Source organism: Agromyces lapidis (genome assembly GCF_009749405.1).
In the GTDB taxonomy this organism is placed as follows: Bacteria; Actinomycetota; Actinomycetes; order Actinomycetales; family Microbacteriaceae; genus Agromyces; species Agromyces lapidis.
On record NZ_WBIQ01000010.1, the window covers coordinates 121,368 to 137,497 of the forward strand.

General features: G+C 70.3%; 16 protein-coding genes, 1 tRNA gene and 1 pseudogene. 7 read left to right on the forward strand and 11 right to left on the reverse strand.

The window, feature by feature from the left end; translation table 11 throughout:
* Window positions 1-60: 60 nt before the first annotated feature.
* From GQQ93_RS16720 to GQQ93_RS16750, 7 genes are all read right to left on the reverse strand, one after another.
* Window positions 61-133, reverse strand: a tRNA-Arg gene (locus tag GQQ93_RS16720).
* Window positions 134-249: 116 nt separating this feature from the next.
* The gene (locus GQQ93_RS16725) at window positions 250-648 is read right to left on the reverse strand and encodes an MmcQ/YjbR family DNA-binding protein (protein WP_157425374.1); all 399 of its coding nucleotides are present in this window, start codon (window positions 646-648) and stop codon (window positions 250-252) included.
* 73 nt (window positions 649-721) lie between these two features.
* On the reverse strand, window positions 722-1,711 hold the full coding sequence (locus GQQ93_RS16730) for a carbohydrate ABC transporter permease (protein WP_157425375.1): 990 nt from the start codon (window positions 1,709-1,711) through the stop codon (window positions 722-724).
* Window positions 1,711-2,688, reverse strand: a complete 978-nt coding sequence (locus tag GQQ93_RS16735; protein WP_212277378.1) for a carbohydrate ABC transporter permease — start codon at window positions 2,686-2,688, stop codon at window positions 1,711-1,713. Before GQQ93_RS16735 ends, GQQ93_RS16730 begins: the two co-directional genes overlap by 1 nt.
* Window positions 2,689-2,809: 121 nt before the next feature.
* Window positions 2,810-4,168: an ABC transporter substrate-binding protein gene (locus GQQ93_RS16740; protein WP_157425376.1), complete on the reverse strand. Its 1,359-nt coding sequence runs from the start codon at window positions 4,166-4,168 to the stop codon at window positions 2,810-2,812.
* Between the two features lie 83 nt (window positions 4,169-4,251).
* Window positions 4,252-5,937, reverse strand: coding sequence for a glycoside hydrolase family 13 protein (locus tag GQQ93_RS16745; protein ID WP_157425546.1), 1,686 nt, complete (start codon window positions 5,935-5,937; stop codon window positions 4,252-4,254).
* 240 nt (window positions 5,938-6,177) lie between these two features.
* Complete coding sequence (locus GQQ93_RS16750; protein WP_157425377.1) at window positions 6,178-7,197, reverse strand: LacI family DNA-binding transcriptional regulator; 1,020 nt, start codon at window positions 7,195-7,197, stop codon at window positions 6,178-6,180.
* Between the two features lie 125 nt (window positions 7,198-7,322).
* On the opposite strand from GQQ93_RS16750, the gene GQQ93_RS16755 reads away from it, so the two are divergent.
* The gene (locus tag GQQ93_RS16755) at window positions 7,323-8,036 is read left to right on the forward strand and encodes a DUF6766 family protein (protein WP_157425378.1); all 714 of its coding nucleotides are present in this window, start codon (window positions 7,323-7,325) and stop codon (window positions 8,034-8,036) included.
* A 27-nt stretch (window positions 8,037-8,063) separates the two neighbouring features.
* Window positions 8,064-8,387 (forward strand): DUF7882 family protein, encoded by a 324-nt coding sequence (locus tag GQQ93_RS16760; protein WP_157425379.1) that lies wholly within the window; start codon window positions 8,064-8,066, stop codon window positions 8,385-8,387.
* 22 nt (window positions 8,388-8,409) lie between these two features.
* Here GQQ93_RS16760 and GQQ93_RS16765 read toward each other — a convergent pair whose 3' ends face one another.
* Entirely contained in the window at window positions 8,410-8,628 is a 219-nt protein-coding gene (locus GQQ93_RS16765; protein ID WP_157425380.1) for a hypothetical protein, read from the reverse strand.
* A gap of 150 nt (window positions 8,629-8,778) precedes the next feature.
* Between GQQ93_RS16765 and GQQ93_RS16770 the strand changes: the two genes are divergently transcribed.
* Complete coding sequence (locus GQQ93_RS16770; protein ID WP_157425381.1) at window positions 8,779-9,312, forward strand: SRPBCC family protein; 534 nt, start codon at window positions 8,779-8,781, stop codon at window positions 9,310-9,312.
* Between the two features lie 146 nt (window positions 9,313-9,458).
* Here GQQ93_RS16770 and GQQ93_RS16775 read toward each other — a convergent pair.
* Window positions 9,459-9,761: pseudogene (locus tag GQQ93_RS16775) on the reverse strand (DUF7882 family protein); the annotation flags it as partial.
* 163 nt (window positions 9,762-9,924) lie between these two features.
* Complete coding sequence (locus GQQ93_RS17905; RefSeq protein ID WP_170296228.1) at window positions 9,925-10,089, reverse strand: hypothetical protein; 165 nt, start codon at window positions 10,087-10,089, stop codon at window positions 9,925-9,927.
* Window positions 10,090-10,375: 286 nt separating this feature from the next.
* Here GQQ93_RS17905 and GQQ93_RS16780 point away from each other — a divergent pair, with 286 nt between their 5' ends.
* From GQQ93_RS16780 to GQQ93_RS16790, 3 genes are read left to right on the forward strand one after another with little or no spacing between them, the layout of a single operon-like run.
* Window positions 10,376-11,260, forward strand: a complete 885-nt coding sequence (locus GQQ93_RS16780) for an SDR family oxidoreductase (RefSeq protein WP_157425382.1) — start codon at window positions 10,376-10,378, stop codon at window positions 11,258-11,260.
* A gap of 42 nt (window positions 11,261-11,302) precedes the next feature.
* Window positions 11,303-11,569, forward strand: a complete 267-nt coding sequence (locus tag GQQ93_RS16785; RefSeq protein ID WP_157425383.1) for a DUF7218 family protein — start codon at window positions 11,303-11,305, stop codon at window positions 11,567-11,569.
* 20 nt (window positions 11,570-11,589) lie between these two features.
* Window positions 11,590-12,564, forward strand: a complete 975-nt coding sequence (locus GQQ93_RS16790; RefSeq protein ID WP_157425384.1) for a DNA topoisomerase IB — start codon at window positions 11,590-11,592, stop codon at window positions 12,562-12,564.
* A 111-nt stretch (window positions 12,565-12,675) separates the two neighbouring features.
* Here GQQ93_RS16790 and GQQ93_RS16795 read toward each other — a convergent pair whose 3' ends face one another.
* Complete coding sequence (locus tag GQQ93_RS16795; RefSeq protein ID WP_157425385.1) at window positions 12,676-15,123, reverse strand: ATP-dependent DNA ligase; 2,448 nt, start codon at window positions 15,121-15,123, stop codon at window positions 12,676-12,678.
* Window positions 15,124-15,223: 100 nt separating this feature from the next.
* Here GQQ93_RS16795 and ku point away from each other — a divergent pair, with 100 nt between their 5' ends.
* A complete protein-coding gene (gene ku, locus GQQ93_RS16800; protein ID WP_157425386.1) occupies window positions 15,224-16,108 on the forward strand; it encodes a non-homologous end joining protein Ku in 885 nt (294 codons plus the stop codon).
* The last annotated feature ends 22 nt before the right edge of the window (window positions 16,109-16,130 follow it).

Below are 16,130 nucleotides of genomic sequence, written 5' to 3' on the forward strand. Positions count from 1 at the left end.
CGCGCGGTACGGCGCCGCAAACGACGAAGGCGGCTCGCAACCGCGAACCGCCTTCTTCCGTGCGCCCGGAGGGACTCGAACCCCCAACCTTCTGATCCGTAGTCAGATGCTCTATCCATTGAGCTACGGGCGCATGGCTCGTCGCCTGCCGCTTCATCTGCGATCAGGCAACCACGTAACTCTAACGCACCGTTCGCGTTCGCGCCAATCGAGTGCCTGTGCCCGGCGTCACCGAGCACGCACCCGGCGTCACCCGCCCGCGTGCTCGGGCCGCTGCGCGTCGAGTGCGGCGAGCTGACGGCGGTTGGCGACCTGCCGGTACGAGGTCTCGATGAGCTCGGCGAGCAGCGCCCAATCGGTGTCGGGCCCGTCGAGGTCGGTCGCGACCCAGCGGTCGCGATCGTAGTAGGGCGGCCCGAAGAAGCGGTCGTCCTGCACGAGCGCGAGGTGCTCGTCGGGGTCGGTCTTCACGACGATCGAGAACGGCCGCTCCATGCTCGCCGACACGTGCACGAAGATCGGCTTCGCGGCGCGGAACGTCGGGCGGCCCCACGCCTCGACCTCGACGGCCTCCGGCAGGTCGAGGCAGAGCGCGCGCACGCGCTCGACGAGCGGATGCCCGGGGTCGACGACTCTGGGATGCTCCATGCGCGTCACCCTACCCGCGGGCGCCGACGCCCACCACGGCTGGGCGCCCGAGCGGCGTCCCGCCGTGGCATCCTCAGCCCTTGACCGCCCCGCCGAGCCCGGCCGACCGCAGGAACACGCCCTGGAAGAGGAGGAACAGCGCGACCGGGATGAGCGTCGAGATCGCGAGGGCGGCGAGGAACACGTCGAGCTCGATCGACTGCTGCACCGCGGGCAGGCGCACCGAGAGCGGCTGCACCGCGGGGTCGGGCAGCACGAGCATCGGCCAGAGGAAGTCCTTCCACGCGGCGATGATCGCGAACACCGACACGACCCCGAGAATGGGCTTCGACATCGGCAGCACGATCGACCAGAACAGACGGAACGGACCTGCGCCGTCGGTGCGCGCGGCCTCGAACACCTCACGGGGCAGTGCGTCGAAGAACCGCTTCACGAGCAGGATGTTGAACGCGTTCGCCGCGGCCGGCAGCCAGACCGCGAGGTAGTTGTTGAGCAGCGATACGTCGCCGGGCAGCGGCGGGTTCACGATCGTGAGGTACAGCGGCACGAGCAGCACGACCGCGGGAATGAACATCGTCGCGAGGATCGCCCCGTTCAGGATCGGCGCGTACCTCGGCCGCAGCACCGAGAGCGCGTACCCGGCGGTCGTGGCCACGACGAGCTGGGACGCCCAGGAGCCCGCGGCGATGACGATCGTGTTCCAGAAGAACTGGTCGATGTGCACGTCGTTCCACGCCTGCGGGAGGTTCGCCCAGTCGATGCCGTTCGGCCAGAGCGCGAGCGGCTGGCGCAGCGTGTCCTGCGTGGGCGTGACGGCGGCCTTCGCGAGCCAGAGCAGCGGCCCCAGTCCGGCGACGACGAGCCCCGTGAAGAGCACGAGGTGGACGCCGGAGAGCCCGAGCCTCACGCTCGGGTTCCGGCGCTCGGCGGCCGAGACGACGCCGCGGTCGCCGTGGTCGTCGCTGCGGCGGTCGGCTCGGCGCCTGCCGAACACGCCGCGCAGTCCGCCGGCCGCGCGCGGCGCGTCGACCTGTTCGAACACGGGCGGTCGGGTCGTGGTCATCAGGAGCTCCAACGTTCGGTGAGCTTGAAGTACAGCCAGCTGAGCAGGGCCAGCACGACGGCGAGCATGACGCTGAGGGCCGTCGCCTCGCCGTAGTCGCCGCCCAGGCTGTTCTGGAAGGCGTACCGGTAGATGAGCAGCAGGATCGTGACGGTCGCGTTGTTCGGGCCGCCCCCGGTGAAGAGGTACGGCTCGAGGAACACCTGCGCGGTGCCGATGACCTGCAGGATCAGCATGATGAAGAGGATGCCCCGCAGCTGCGGCAGCGTGACGTGCCAGATCTTGCGCCAGATCGAGGCGCCGTCGACCTCGGCCGCGTCGTACAGCTCGGGCGGCACGCTGAGCAGCGCCGCGAGGTAGATGATGATCGACCCGCCCGCAGCCGCCCAGGTCGCCTCGAGCACGAGCGACGGCATGGCGGTCGCGGGCGACTGCAGCCACGGCTGCGGGGGGATGCCGACCCAGCCGAGGATCGCGTTGAACAGGCCGGTCGGGCTGGCGTCGAAGAAGACCTTCCAGAGCAGCACGGCCACGACCGGCGGGATCACGACGGGCAGGTAGGCCAGTGCGCTGTAGAAGCCCTTGCCACGGCGCACCTCGCTCATCAGCACGGCCATGATGATCGGCAGCGGGAACCCGAAGAGCAGCGCGAGCCCCGCGAAGTACAGGGTGTTGACGACCGCGGTGCCGAGCAGGGGGTCGCTCAGCACATTGGCGAAGTTGTCGAGGCCGACCCAGGCGGGCGGGTCGAGCAGGTTCGTCTTCTGCAGGCTCATGATCACCGACTGCACGATCGGCGACCAGCTGAAGAACCCGAACACCACGAGCATCGGCGCGAGGAACACGAGCGTCGAGAGTCCGCCGCCGCGCACCCAGGTGCGCGGGCTGCGGGTGCGCTTCGGGCGGGCGGATGCCGCGGCCTGCCCGGGTTCATCGGCCGCCGGCGTCGACGCCGGGGGTTTCGCGGTGAGGGTCATCGGGGATCCTTCGGGTGAGTTTCGCCGGTCGAGGAGCGCGGAGGGTGTATCGAGACCTGGGCGTGGGAGGCCTCGATACGCGCCCTCCTTCGTCGGGCGCTCCTCGACCGTCGAAGATGGATCACTGGTCGAGCAGCGCCTGCGCGTCGACGTCGGCCTGCGCGAGGAGCGCATCGATATCGGCGTTCCGATCGGTCAGCACGGCCTGCACCACGGTGTCGAGCAGGGCGTAGATCTCCTGCGTCTTGCTCTTCGGCTCACCCACGGGGGTCTGGTCCCAGACGCCGTCGATGAACGGCGTCATCTGGTCGCGCGGCACGTTGATGTACGGCTCGATCCAGGTGAGCGACTCCTCGTAGGTCTCGCGATCGAGCACGGGCAGCACGGGCGTGCCGACGGCCTGGTCGCTCTCGGCGAGCGTCTTGGCGTCGAGCACCGCGGCATCCTCGTCGAGGAGCTTCTGCATGTAGTACCAGTCGATCCAGGTGACCGCGGCGGCCTTCGTCGTGTCGTCGACCGTGGGGCTCACCACGGCGATGTCGCCGCCGCCGAGCGTGCCGCCGTCGTTCTCGACGGGCACGACCGTGAGGCCGTAGTCGTCGGGGTTCAGCGAGAAGTCGCGCACCAGCGCGGTGTAGACGTCGGAGCCCGACGAGTACATGCCGATGTTGCCCGCGGCGAACTCCTGGTTGATGGTGCCCCAGTCGAGCAGCATGTTCGAGCCGAGCGAGTCGTCCTCCCAGCGCAGCGCCTGCAGGAACTCGAGGGCCGACCTGGTCGCGTCGTTCGCGATGGTCGACGTGTACGTGCCGTCGCCGTTGTCCTCCTGGATGCTGCCGCCGCGCGCGACCGTCGCCGCGGTGAGCTGCCAGCCGCCCGTATTGTTCTGCGTCATCTCCATGAAGCCCGCCTTGCCGGTCTTCTCCGAGATGGTCTTCGCCGCCTGGCGCACCTCGTCCCACGTGGTGGGCGGGCTGTCGGGGTCGAGCCCGGCCGCCTCGAACAGCGTGCGGTTGTAGTGCAGGCCCATGGCGTAGGCCTGGCGCGGGAACCCGTAGATGCGGTCTCCGTCCGTGACGGCGTCGAGGATGATCGGGTTGAACTTGTCGGTGTAGCCGAGCTCGTCGATCTCGTCGGTGACATCCATGAGCTGGCCGTTCTCGAGCAGCGTCTTCGCGTCGGTGAACGGCACGGTGAACACGTCGGGCAGGCTGCCGCCCGCGAGCTGCACGGCGAAGGTCGGCCCCTCCCACTCGTACTCGACGCCGATGATGTCGATGTCCTCGTGCTCGGCCTCGAACTGCTTCTCCTGCTCGGCGAAGGCCGTGTAGGCGGCTTCGTCGGCGCCGGGCGGGAACGTCGCGACGCGCAGCTCGGTCTTGCCGCTCTCGCTCGAGGCTCCCGCGCTGCAGGCGGCGAGCGAGCCCACCATCGCGATCGCGGCGAGGCCGGCGATCGCGACTGTTCTCGATGACTTCATTGTCCAGTCCTTTCGGTGCTGTGTGGAGCGGTGTTGTGGTGATGCCGCGGGTGATGCAGGTGGTGCGGGTGCGGCCTCGACGGTCAGGCGGTCCGGTGGAGCCAGGCCGTGGAGTCGTGGGCCAGCAGCCCGCCGACGAGGGGCGCGCTGCTGAGGAGGATGCGGTCGTGCTCGGGCAGGGCGATGGGCTCCTCGCCGAGGTTGGTGACGCAGACGACGTCGTCGCCACGGCTGAACGCGAGCACACCCGGTTCGCTCGGCATCCAGGTCATGGGGCCGTCGCCGAGCGAGCGCTCGCGCTTGCGGATGCGCAGGGCCTGCCGGTACAGCCAGAGCATCGAGCCCGGGTCGGCCTCCTGCGCCTGCACGGTGAGCGCCGCCCACTCGGCGGGCTGGGGCAGCCACGGGGCGGCCGGGGCGGCGGATGCCACGGGGCGGACGCCGTCGGGACTGAAACCGAACGGCGTCGCGGTGCCTCGCCACGGCAGCGGGACACGGCAACCGTCGCGGCCCGGGTCGACGCCGCCCGAGCGGAAGTGCATCGGATCCTCGAGCACTTCGCGCGGCAGCTCGACCTCGGGCAGGCCGAGCTCGTCGCCCTGGTACACGTAGAGGGAGCCGGGCAGTGCCGCGGCGAGCAGGGCCGCGGCGCGGGCCCTGCGCGTGCCGAGCTCGAGGTCGGTCGGCGTGCCGAACCGCTTCTTCGCGAAGGCGAAGCCCGAGTCGTCGCGGCCGTACCGGGTGACCGGGCGGGTCACGTCGTGGTTCGAGAGCACCCAGGTGCTCGGCGCCCCGACGGGCGCGTGCGCCGCGAGCATGAGGTCGATCGAGGCGCGCAGCTCGTCGGCGCGCCACGGCCGCGTCATGAAGTCGAAGTTGAAGGCGGTGTGCATCTCGTCGGGCCGCAGGTAGGCCGCGAAGCGGGAGGCATCCGGCACCCAGACCTCACCGACGAGCACCCGGGTGCCCTCATACGAGTCGGCGACGCGCCGCCATGCGCGGTAGACCTCGTGCACCTCGTCGCGGTCCTCGGTTGGGTGCTCCCCCGGCCCCGGCTCGGCCGGCACCTCGGGCAGCGCCGGGTCCTTGATGAGCAGGCCCGCCGAGTCGATGCGCACGCCGGCGACGCCGCGGTCGAACCAGAACCGCAGGATGTCCTCGTGCTCGGCGCGCACCTCGGGGTGGTTCCAGTTGAGGTCGGGCTGCTCGGGTGCGAAGAGGTGCAGGTACCACTCGCCAGGGGTGCCGTCGGGGTTCGTCGTCCGGGTCCAGGTGTCGCCCTGGAAGTTCGAGACCCAGTTCGTCGGCATCTCGTCGCCGTTCGGGCCCTTTCCCGGGTGGAACCAGAACCGCTCGCGCTCGGGGCTGCCCGGGCCGGCGGCGAGCGCCTCGCGGAACCACCGGTGCTCGGAGCTGACGTGGTTCGGCACGACGTCGATGATGGTGCGGATGCCTCGGGCCGCCGCCTCGGCGATGAGCTCCTCGGCGTCGGCGAGGGTGCCGAAGGCCGGGTGGATGCCGCGGTAGTCGGCGACGTCGTAGCCGCCGTCGGCGAGGGGCGACGGGTACCACGGGTTGAACCAGAGCGCGTCGACACCGAGCTCCTGCAGATAGCCCAGGCGGCTGCGGACCCCGCGGAGGTCGCCCGTGCCGTCGCCGTCGGAGTCGGCGAAGCTGCGCACGTACACCTGATAGATCACGGCGCTGCGCCACCACAGCGGGTCGCGGGTGAACGCGGTCGGCGCGGCGGGGGTGTCGGTGAGCGGCATGGTCACGCGGTCGCTTCTCCTCGAGTCGGGCGGGCTTCGCGCCGGACTGTTCGAGACACCGGCGTCGATGCGGCTCAACGTAATGAGAGCAACAGAATGATGCAACTATTCAACAATCGAACATCAGTTTGCGATGGTTTGCGGCGATTTGCGGCATTCGCTTGCGTCGCGCCGGCCGGGTCGGCGCGCCGGCGCCGTATCGAGACCATCGCAACCAGGTCTCGACACGCTCCTTCGTCGCTACTCGACCGACGAAACGGGGGCCGGAGCCGTCGAGCCGCGCACCACGAGTTCGGGCGCGAAGAACACCTCGTCGCCGATCGCCCGCTCGCTCGACATCTGGCGCATGAGCAGCTCGATGATCATCTTGCCCATCGACTCGATGGGCTGCCGAACGGTCGTGAGCGGCGGCTCGGTGCAGTTCATGAGGGCCGAGTCGTCGAAGCCGATGACCGAGACGTCCTCGGGCACGCGGAGGCCGGCCCGCCGTGCCGCGCGCACCGCGCCGAGCGCCATCGGGTCGCTCGCGCAGACGATGCCGGTGACGCCGGCGGCCAGGAGCTTCGTCGCGGCCGTCTGCCCCGATTCGAGGGAGTAGAACGAGTGGACGACCCGCTCGTCGGGAAGCTCGAGCCCGAGCCGCGCCGCCATGGCGATCGCCGCCGCGTGCTTGCGCCGCGACGGCATGTGATCGCCCGGCCCCAGCAGGATCCCGATGCGCTCGTGCCCGAGCTGCACGAGGTGTCCGAGCGCCTGCTCCATCGACATCGCGTCGTCGCACGAGACGGTCGCGAAGCCGAGGCCGTCGATGGGTGCGTTGACGAGCACGGTCGGGAGCTTGAGCTCGCGAAGCCGCTCGTAGTGATCGTGGTTGACGTCGGCCTGCGCGTACGCCCCGCCGGCGAAGATCACGCCCGAGACCTGCTGGTGCAGCAGGAGTTCGACGTAATCCGACTCGGAGATGCCGCCCGCGGTCTGGATGCAGAGCACCGGCGTGAAGCCGTTCTGGGCGAGGCCGCCGCCGATGACCTCGGCGAGCGCGGGGAAGATCGGGTTCTGCAGCTCGGGCATCACCAGCCCCACGAGCCGGGCGCGCTCACCGCGGAGCTTCGTCGGGCGCTCGTAGCCGAGCACGTCGAGGGCCGTCAGCACGGCGTCGCGGGTCGAGGCCGAGACGCCGGGCTTGCCGTTGAGCACCCGACTGACGGTGGCCTCGCTCACCCCGACCTTGCGCGCGACATCCGCCAGCCTTCTCGACATGGCCGCAATGCTACGCGAGGCCGTGCAAGAACTCGACAAGATCCCGAGGCTCGTGGAAGCCGTCAAGCCCTTGCCGCCCGCCGCCAAGCGGAGCCAGCATCGGAGTGGCGACGAAGGGAGCCGCGATGACCCATGACGCCGCGACCGGCCCGAAGCGAGGAACGACGCCCGGCGGTGCCGCCCGCTGGATCCACGAGCACGCACTGTTCCTCGTCTGCATGGCGGTCTTCGTCCTGTGCCTCGCCGGCATGGCCGCGAGCGGCTTCCAGGTCGCGAACGAGGAGCGGCTCGACCACGGTGCCGCGCCTCTCCCGCTCGTCGAGTACCTGACGTCGGGCCAGTTCATCGAGGCGACGTTCGAGAACTGGGAGTCCGAGTTCCTGCAGATGGGCGCCTACGTTGTGCTCACCGTCTTCCTCTTCCAGAAGGGATCGAGCGAATCGAAGCCGATCGACGAGCGCACCCCGCAGGACGACGACCCTCGAACGGTCGAACACGGACCCGAGACCCCGTGGCCCGTCCGCCGCGGGGGCTTCGTGCTCGTGCTCTACGAGAACTCCCTGGCGATCTTCTTCTTCGTGCTGTTCGGCCTCTCGTTCTGGTTGCACGCCGTCGGCGGAGCGGAGGCGTACTCGGAGGAGCAGTCGCTCCACGGACTGCCGGGCGTCTCGGTGTGGGAGTACCTCGGCACGGCGCAGTTCTGGTTCGAGTCGATGCAGAACTGGCAGAGCGAGTTCCTCGCCGTCGCTGCGATCGTCGGGGCCTCCGTGTACCTGCGCCAACGAGGTTCGCCCGAATCGAAGCCCGTCGCGACCCCGCACCACGAGACGGGTGCCTGACGCAGCCCTTCGGACTACAGTGCAGGCATGGGCAAGCTGATCTACAACTCCTCGGCACGCGAACTCGACATCGACGACCGCACCCTCGCCCACCTCAGGGTCACCATCATCAACAAGCTCCGACGTTCCGAGAGCTTCGCGATGACCTGGGAGCACGGCGTCGAGAACGGCAGCGGGCGCACCACCCTGTGGCTCAACGAGTCGGTTCCGCTGCAGTTCGTCTTCAGCGGCAACCGGCCGCCGGTGCTCAACCGGCTGTGGATCGAGCAGCTGATGCTGACGGCGAACAGCACGAGCGGGCTCCACTACGTGCCCGAGCCGGCCGAGGTCGAGGAGCTCGAGGCCGACTGACGCCGTCAGTCGATCGGTTCGCTCAGTCGACCGGTTCGATCTGCGTGAGCACGAACCGGCGTTCGGCGGGCGACAGGAGGTCGGGCGCCGGGCCGACCGTGAGGCGTTCGATCTCGGCCGCGACCTCGGCGTGGATCGGCGCCTCGAGGTCCTCGAGTATCCGGTGCTTCGAGTTGATGGACAGCTTGGGCCACCAATCCTCGATCGCGGATCGTGATCCCTGCGAATCGTCGGCGCCCATCGAAACCACCTCCCGGGTTCCTGGGGCCGAAATGCCCCTACTCCCGTTTACCAGCAGTGGCGTCGGCTGACAAGCCCTCGCGATCTCGATGCGAGGCTGCCTACGGTGGCCGACGGGCGCCGACCGTGCGCCCGGGACGGGAGGATCATCATGAGCACGACCGTGACCGCATCGACCGTGGTCGACGTGCCCATCCGCGTGGCTTACGACCAGTGGACCCAGTTCGAGTCGTTCCCCGAGTTCCTGTCGGGCGTCGAGCAGGTGACGCAGCTCGACGACGACCTCACCCATTGGGTGGTGTCGATCGGCGGTGTCCGCCGCGAGTTCGATGCCGACATCAGCGACCAGGTTCCCGATGACCACGTCGCCTGGCGAAGCGCGGGCGAGGTGCTGCACCGCGGTCGGGTGCGGTTCGCCTCCGAGTCGCCGGAGCGGACCCACGTCGACCTCGAGATCGAGTGGCAGCCGGAGGGAATCGTCGAGAGGGCGGGCGCCGTGCTGCAGATCGACGATCTGCAGGTGAAGCGAGACCTGCATCGGTTCAAGGAGTTCATCGAGGATCGCGGCACGGAGACCGGCGCGTGGCGCGGCGAGATCCACGGAGGCGGTGCGTTGCCCGTGCCTCCGCGCGATGCTGATCGGACCGACGGAACCGTCGGCTCGGATCCCGACCTGAACGTGTGAGTCGGCCTTCGAGCGACCGCCCCGCCGCTCGAAGGTCAGCCGGGTCGCACCCCGTCGCCTGCCGGCGCCGGGGACTGGCCATGCTCGACCTCTTGAACGTCGACGCCGACCTGCACGGGCTGCTCGTCGATCGTCGGAATCGGATCGGTGTCGAGGTGCTCGGGTACGAGCTGGATCCCGCCGGTGCTGTTCGCGGAGCGCATCAGGTCTTCGATCCACTGCCGGCTGAGCTCGGGGGTCTCGGGTTCGTCGAACACGAAACGCAGCGGAATTGAGGCGTGCAGCCAGAGGGTGCTGCGACCGCGGGGCTGGTCGTCGGTGTGGCGCCACGACAGCGTGAAGCTCTCGCCCCGTCGCAGCTTCGTGATGATCGCGACCTTGAGGTGCGCGAGGGCACGGTCTTCGATGCCGATCGGTGTGCCCGAGTCGCCGTAGTAGAGGGTGCCCACGTCGCCAGCCTAGGCGACGGCGCCGCGCGTGTCACCGATCCTCGGGACGGGCGGCGTCGACGAGGCGCGAAGCGGCGACAGCCGGCACCCCACCGCACCACGCCGACGACGAACGAGCGGGAGGCCCGTCGGGCCTCCCGCTCGCAGATCGTCCGGCTCGGCGTCAGACCGTGCGGTTGCCGCCGATGTACCGGACCAGGAAGACGATGACGGCGATGATGGCCAGCGCAAGCCCGACCCAGAGCAGGAAGTTGAGCGTCGGCACGATGCCGCCCGTGATCAGCAGCACGACGGCGGCGATGGCGATGATGGCGACGAGGATGTTCATGGTCACTCCTTCTCTTGGTCCGCACGCGTCGGAGACGGGGCGGGACGTCGGTCCATGCCCGATGGGCCCGGACCTTCGGCACGGTGGTGCTCTCACTCGACGTTAGGCCGCGGCTGCGACGGCCCGACAGGGGTTGACCGTCGATCTCGGCGAGTGGTAATCGCGCCCGCGCGCCGGAGCGGTACGGAGCATCCGCGTCGGTGCCGGTGCGCGGTACGCGCTGTCAACCCCTGCCCTCCTGACGGGCAGGGGCGTACCGTGGCGACGATCGAAGGAGGGCATCGAGATGACGAACGACCAGCTCATCGATCCGACGACGAAGCACACCACCGACCGCTTCCCCAAGCAGGAACAGGAGTCGCCCGGGCTCACCGACGCCATGTCGCCGCTGCCCGATCACGGCGAGCAGAGCTACCGCGGTCACCGACGCCTCGAGGGCCGGCGCGCGCTCATCACCGGGGGCGACTCGGGCATCGGGCGCGCCGTCGCGATCGCGTTCGCCCGCGAAGGCGCCCGGGTCGCGATCGCCTACCTGCCGAGCGAGCAGGTCGACGCCGAGGAGACCGCGAACTGGATCACCGACGCGGGCAGCGAGCCGCTGCTGCTGCCCGGCGACCTGCGCAGCGAGCGGCACTGCAGTGAGCTCATCGAGCAGACCGAGCACGCCTTCGGGGGCCTCGACCTGCTCGTGCTCAACGCGGCGCATCAGCGCGACCGCGGCGGCATCGACCAGATCCCGACCGACGACTTCGAGGTCGTCATGCGGGTGAACCTCTTCGCCCCCGTGTTCCTCGCACGCGCCGCCGTGCCGCTCATGGACGCCGGCGCGAGCATCATCACGACGACGTCGATCCAGGGCTTCGAGCCGTCGACGAACCTCATCGACTACGCCATGACGAAGGCGGCGCTCGTCGCCTTCACGATGGCGCTCGCCGAAGAGCTCGGCCCACGTGGCATCCGGGTCAACGCCGTCGCGCCGGGCCCGATCTGGACCCCGCTCATCCCCGCGACCGGATGGCCCGACAAGCTGCCGGACTTCGGCAAGAACACGCCGCTCGGGCGGGCGGGCCAACCCGCCGAACTCGCCGGGGCCTACGTCTACCTGGCGTCCGACGACGCCTCGTACGTGTCGGGAGCGGTGCTGCCGGTGACCGGCGGACGGTCCCTCTGACGTCGCGGACGAGACGACCATCGAGAGAGTGAGGAGCACATCATGCCCGGAAGCAGGAACGCGTCGCTGAAGGATCCGGACCTCTACGAGGAGCTCCGCGAGGACGGCGCCTCGAAGGAGAAGGCCGCGCGCATCTCGAACGCCGCGGCGAAACAGGGCCGGAGCGCGATCGGCCGCAAGGGCGGTCAGCACGGCGACTACGAGGACTGGACGGTCGACGAGCTGCGCAGGCGCGCGAAGGAGCTCGGCCTCACGGGCTACAGCGGCAAGCGCAAGGCCGAGCTGATCTCGGCGCTGCGCAACCACTGAGTCGGCGCGCGGAGCCGCCGATGGCCCGACTGAAGCGCGTCGTGCCCTACGTCTCGCCCGGGTACACCCGGGTGCGACGGGGTCGCGGCTTCGGATACGTGCACCGCGACGGCGGCACTGCGGGTCGCGCCGAACGAGCCCGCATCGCCGATCTGGCGGTGCCCCCGGCCTGGGAGCAGGTCTGGATCTCGGATGCGCCCGATGCGCACCTCCTCGCGGTCGGCGTCGACGCCGCCGGACGACGCCAGTATCTCTACCACCCCGCTTGGCGGGAGCGGCAGGACGCCGAGAAGTTCCAGCGGATGGCCGAGCTCGCGCAGGCGCTTCCGGCAGCGAGGCGCAGTGCACGTCGCGACCTCGCGCTCGACGGGATGCCTCGCGCCCGCGTGCTCGCGGCCGCGTTCACGACGCTCGACCTGGGCGCGATCCGGATCGGCTCGGAGGAGTCGCTCGCGGGCTTCCGCAACCGCGGGCTGACGACGCTGCTCGTGCGCAACGCGAGCCTCGTCGATGCCGAGACCGTGCGCCTCCGCTTCCGTGCGAAGGGCGGCATCGCGCAGGAGCTGCACCTCACTGACACCGGCCTGACCGGTTACGTCGAAGGCGCGACCGAACGGTCGCGCGCTGCGCGGCTGTATGCCTGGGCCGAGGGCCGTGGGTTCCGCGCGGCGGCGCCGGTCGACGTCAACGACGACATCCGTGCGCGCACCGGCGGCGAGTTCACGGCGAAGGACTTCCGCACCCTGCGTGGCACCCTCGTCGCCGCCGAGCACCTGGCGCAGATCGGCCCGGCGAGCACCGCCCGGGCGCGCGCGGCCGCGGTCCGCGAGGCGGTGGAGGCGACGGCCCTCGCGCTCGGCAACACTCCCGCGATCGCGAAGGCGAGCTACGTCGACCCGCGCGTCGTCGCGGCGTACGAGCGGGGGGCGGTCGTGGCATCCGGCGCCGATCGCGAACGCCGGCTGCTCGAACTGCTCGCGCCGGACCGTGCATGAGCGGGCGCCTGCCGCCCTCGGCACCATCGAGTCGCCGGAAACCGTCGCTCCCCGAGCAGGGAAGAGCGCTTTTCGGCGACTCGATGCACTCTCCGCGGAACGATGGATGCGTCAGGACTCCCGGTGCACCTCGTCGGGCGACTTGTCCGGCCGGAGTCCGCGCCAGCGCGGGTGCCGGGCGACGCCCGTGCCCGTCCACCCGCTGAACTCGATCTCGCCGACCAACTCGGGGCGCACCCAGACGGCGTCGACGGCGTCCGCGGCTGGCACCTCGGCGAAGGGCGCGTCGGGTTGCACCGTCGCGTCGAGCCGGGCGAGCAGCCGTTCGAGCTCGCGCTCCCGGAACCCCGACCCCACACGTCCGACGTACTCGAGCGAGGGCTCGCCGCCGGCGCCGTCGCGCTCGGCAGGAATGCCGACGAGGAGCGAGCGGATGCGCCCGGCCCGGCTTCCGACGCCGCGACGGTAGCCGCCGACGACGACCTCCTGCGTGCGGGTGAGCTTGAGCTTCACCCAGTCGTCGGAGCGCACGCCGGGCCGGTAGACCGAGCCGGGCCGCTTTGCGACGAGGCCTTCGAGGCCGAGCGCCCGGCTCTCCTCGAAGGCGTCCTCGGCATCGCCGGTCGCGGGCGCCGGCACCTCGACCGGCACCCCGCGACGCGGCCGCACGAGCGATTCGAGGCGGGCGCGGCGCACCCGGTACGGTTCGTCGACGAGCGGGGTGCCGCCGGCTTCGAGCACGTCGAAGAGCAGCAGGCGCACCGGCACGGATGCCGCGGCCTCGGCGATCTCGCGCGGCTTCGTGAGGCCCATCCGCTGCTGGAGCACGCCGAAGTCGGGCCGGCCCTCGGCGTCGAGCGCGACGATCTCGCCGTCGAGGAGCGCATCGCCGTCGACCGCCTCCGGCAGGCGGTGCAGCTCGGGGTAGCGCACGGTGATGTCGATGCCGTTGCGGCTCAGCAACCGGACCCGATCGCCCTCCACCCGGGCGAGCGCGCGGATCCCGTCCCACTTCCATTCGAGCACCCAGTCCTCGCCCTGCAGCATGCCGAGTGTGCCCGCGGTCGCGAGCATCGGCTTCTCGGCGACCCTCGCAGAGGTCGCGGGTCGCGCAGCGACCACCTCGAGGCCCGGTGACGCGGTCTCGATACCGTCCTTCGTCGCTCCTCGACCGGCGGGCGCCTGCTCCTTCATCCGGTGCAGCAGCCACGTGCTCTTCTCGCCGCTGCCGTCGGTGCGGATGAGCACGAGCCGCACTCGGCCGAGCGGCCCGCCGGTCGATCCCGTGAGCGTGAAGATCACCTCGTCGTCGCGCCACTTCTCGACCGCGTAGGTGCCGGTGTCCCACACCGTCATCGACCCGGCGCCATACTCGCCGGCTGGGATCGTGCCTTCGAAGTCGAGGTACTCGATCGGGTGGTCCTCGGTCTGCACGGCGAGGTGGTTCTTGCCCGAGCTCTCTGGCACGCCCTTCGGCACGGCCCAGCTCTTCAGCACCCCGTCGCGCTCGAGCCGCAGGTCGTGGTGGAGCCGCCGCGCATGGTGCTCCTGGATCACGAAGCGCGGCTCCTCCCCCGCACGCCCGTCGCCCGGGCCGCCCGGCATCGGCTCGGGCGTGCGCCCCTCCCGGCGCATCGAGAGGTACGTCGCGAGCGGGCCGGGCCCCGTGGCATCCGCGAGCCCGGCCATCGGGTCGCCCTGCTCGGCGACCCGCGCGAGCACCTCGTGGGCCTCGAGGTGCCGCAGCCCCGGGTCCTCGAGCTCCTCCCAGGTGCGCGGCGCGGCGACCGTCGGCCGCAAGCGGCCGCGCAACGAGTACGGGGCGATCGTCGTCTTCTTGCCGTTGTTCTGGCTCCAGTCGATGAGCACGCGGCCGCCCCGCAACGACTTTCGCATGCTCGAGACGACGAGTTCCGGGTGATCGGCCTCGAGGGCGCGGGCGAGTTCGTGGGCGACCTCCGAGACCTGCTGCGAGGTCTGCGAGCCGTCGAGCTCGGCGTAGAGGTGCATGCCCTTGCTGCCGCTCGTCACCGGCATCACCGCGAGGCCCATGCCGGCGACGAGGTCGCGCACGAGCCGGGCGACCTCGGCGCACTCGGCGAGCCCCATGCCCTCGCCGGGGTCGAGGTCGAAGACCATGCGATCGGGGTTCGACGCCGCTCCGTCGGGCGCGAAGCGCCACTGCGGCACGTGCAGCTCGAGAGCGGCCTGCTGGGCGAGCCACACGAGCGTCGCCCGGTCGCCCGCGATCGGGTAGGTCTTCGGCCCGTCGGAGTGCTCGATCACGCCGCGCCTGATCCAGTCGGGGGCATGGTCGGCGAGGGCCTTCTCGAAGAACGGCGACTCGGGGGCATCCGCCGTGCCCACCCCGTGCACCCAGCGCTTGCGCGTGATCGGGCGCCCCGCGACGTGGGGCAGCATGACGGGGGCGATCTCGGCGTAGTACGAGATCACCTCGCCCTTGGTCATGCCCGACTCGGGATACATGACCTTGTCGAGGTTCGTCAGCCTGAGCCGCCGGCCGTCGACCTCGACGAGTTGCCGCTCCCCATCGGCCATTCCCCCATCCTGCCGTGTCATCGGCCGGATGTCTCGGACCGGCCGCATCGGGCGAGCCCGGGGTTCCCACGGGGCATCCCCCGGGTGTGTACTGGAGGGTATGCGAGCCGTCTGGAAGGGGGCGGTCACATTCGGCCTCGTCAATGTGCCCGTCAAGTTGTACAGCGCCACCGAAGATCACGACGTGTCCCTGCATCAGGTGCACGACGAAGACGGCGGGCGCATCAGGTACCAGCGCAAGTGCGAGGTGTGCGGCAAGGTCGTCGCCTACCAGAACATCGACAAGGCCTACGACGACGGTGAACGCACGGTCGTGATCACCGACGACGACCTCAAGTCGTTGCCCGCCGAGCGCAGCCGCGAGATCGAGGTCGTCGAGTTCGTGCCGAGCGAGCAGATCGACCCGATCATGCTCGACAAGAGCTACTACCTCGAACCCGACTCGGCCTCGAACAAGGCCTACGTGCTGCTGCGCGAGACCCTCGAGTCGACCGAGCGCACCGCGATCGTGCAGATGGCGCTGCGGCAGAAGACGCGCCTCGCGGCGCTCCGCGTGCACGGCGACGTGCTCGTCGTGCAGACCCTGCTCTGGAGCGACGAGGTGCGTGCGGCCGAGTTCAAGTCGCTCGACGAGCCGGTCAAGATCTCGTCGAAGGAGCTCGACCTCTCGAAGCAGCTCGTCGAGAGCCTCGTCTCCGACTTCGATCCCGAGCAGTACGTCGACGAGTACCAGCAGGAGCTGCGCACGCTCATCGAGGCGAAGCTCGAGCAGGGCGAGGCACTCGACACGGCGGCGACGTTCGGCGAGGAGCCCGAGGAGGAGCAGGGCGGCGAGGTCATCGACCTCATGGAGGCGCTGCGCCGGTCGATCGCCGAGAAGCGCGGAGGCGGGGCGAAGCCGGCCGACGCGGAATCCGAACCGCCCGCGAAGCCGGCCGCGAAGAAGACGGCCGCGAAGAAGTCGGCGAAGCAGAAGTCGGCCTGATCGCGGTTCTCCGACTCGGGTG

Bases quoted from the DNA above. Each gene is read 5' to 3' on its own strand.
- GQQ93_RS16725 (WP_157425374.1), bottom strand. From the start codon at position 648: ATGGAGCATCCCAGAGTCGTCGACCCCGGGCATCCGCTCGTCGAGCGC.
- GQQ93_RS16730 (WP_157425375.1), bottom strand. From the start codon at position 1,711: ATGACCACGACCCGACCGCCCGTGTTCGAACAGGTCGACGCGCCGCGC.
- GQQ93_RS16735 (WP_212277378.1), bottom strand. From the start codon at position 2,688: ATGACCCTCACCGCGAAACCCCCGGCGTCGACGCCGGCGGCCGATGAA.
- GQQ93_RS16740 (WP_157425376.1), bottom strand. From the start codon at position 4,168: ATGAAGTCATCGAGAACAGTCGCGATCGCCGGCCTCGCCGCGATCGCG.
- GQQ93_RS16745 (WP_157425546.1), bottom strand. From the start codon at position 5,937: ATGCCGCTCACCGACACCCCCGCCGCGCCGACCGCGTTCACCCGCGAC.
- GQQ93_RS16750 (WP_157425377.1), bottom strand. From the start codon at position 7,197: ATGTCGAGAAGGCTGGCGGATGTCGCGCGCAAGGTCGGGGTGAGCGAG.
- GQQ93_RS16755 (WP_157425378.1), top strand. From the start codon at position 7,323: ATGACCCATGACGCCGCGACCGGCCCGAAGCGAGGAACGACGCCCGGC.
- GQQ93_RS16760 (WP_157425379.1), top strand. From the start codon at position 8,064: ATGGGCAAGCTGATCTACAACTCCTCGGCACGCGAACTCGACATCGAC.
- GQQ93_RS16765 (WP_157425380.1), bottom strand. From the start codon at position 8,628: ATGGGCGCCGACGATTCGCAGGGATCACGATCCGCGATCGAGGATTGG.
- GQQ93_RS16770 (WP_157425381.1), top strand. From the start codon at position 8,779: ATGAGCACGACCGTGACCGCATCGACCGTGGTCGACGTGCCCATCCGC.
- GQQ93_RS17905 (WP_170296228.1), bottom strand. From the start codon at position 10,089: ATGAACATCCTCGTCGCCATCATCGCCATCGCCGCCGTCGTGCTGCTG.
- GQQ93_RS16780 (WP_157425382.1), top strand. From the start codon at position 10,376: ATGACGAACGACCAGCTCATCGATCCGACGACGAAGCACACCACCGAC.
- GQQ93_RS16785 (WP_157425383.1), top strand. From the start codon at position 11,303: ATGCCCGGAAGCAGGAACGCGTCGCTGAAGGATCCGGACCTCTACGAG.
- GQQ93_RS16790 (WP_157425384.1), top strand. From the start codon at position 11,590: ATGGCCCGACTGAAGCGCGTCGTGCCCTACGTCTCGCCCGGGTACACC.
- GQQ93_RS16795 (WP_157425385.1), bottom strand. From the start codon at position 15,123: ATGGCCGATGGGGAGCGGCAACTCGTCGAGGTCGACGGCCGGCGGCTC.
- ku (WP_157425386.1), top strand. From the start codon at position 15,224: ATGCGAGCCGTCTGGAAGGGGGCGGTCACATTCGGCCTCGTCAATGTG.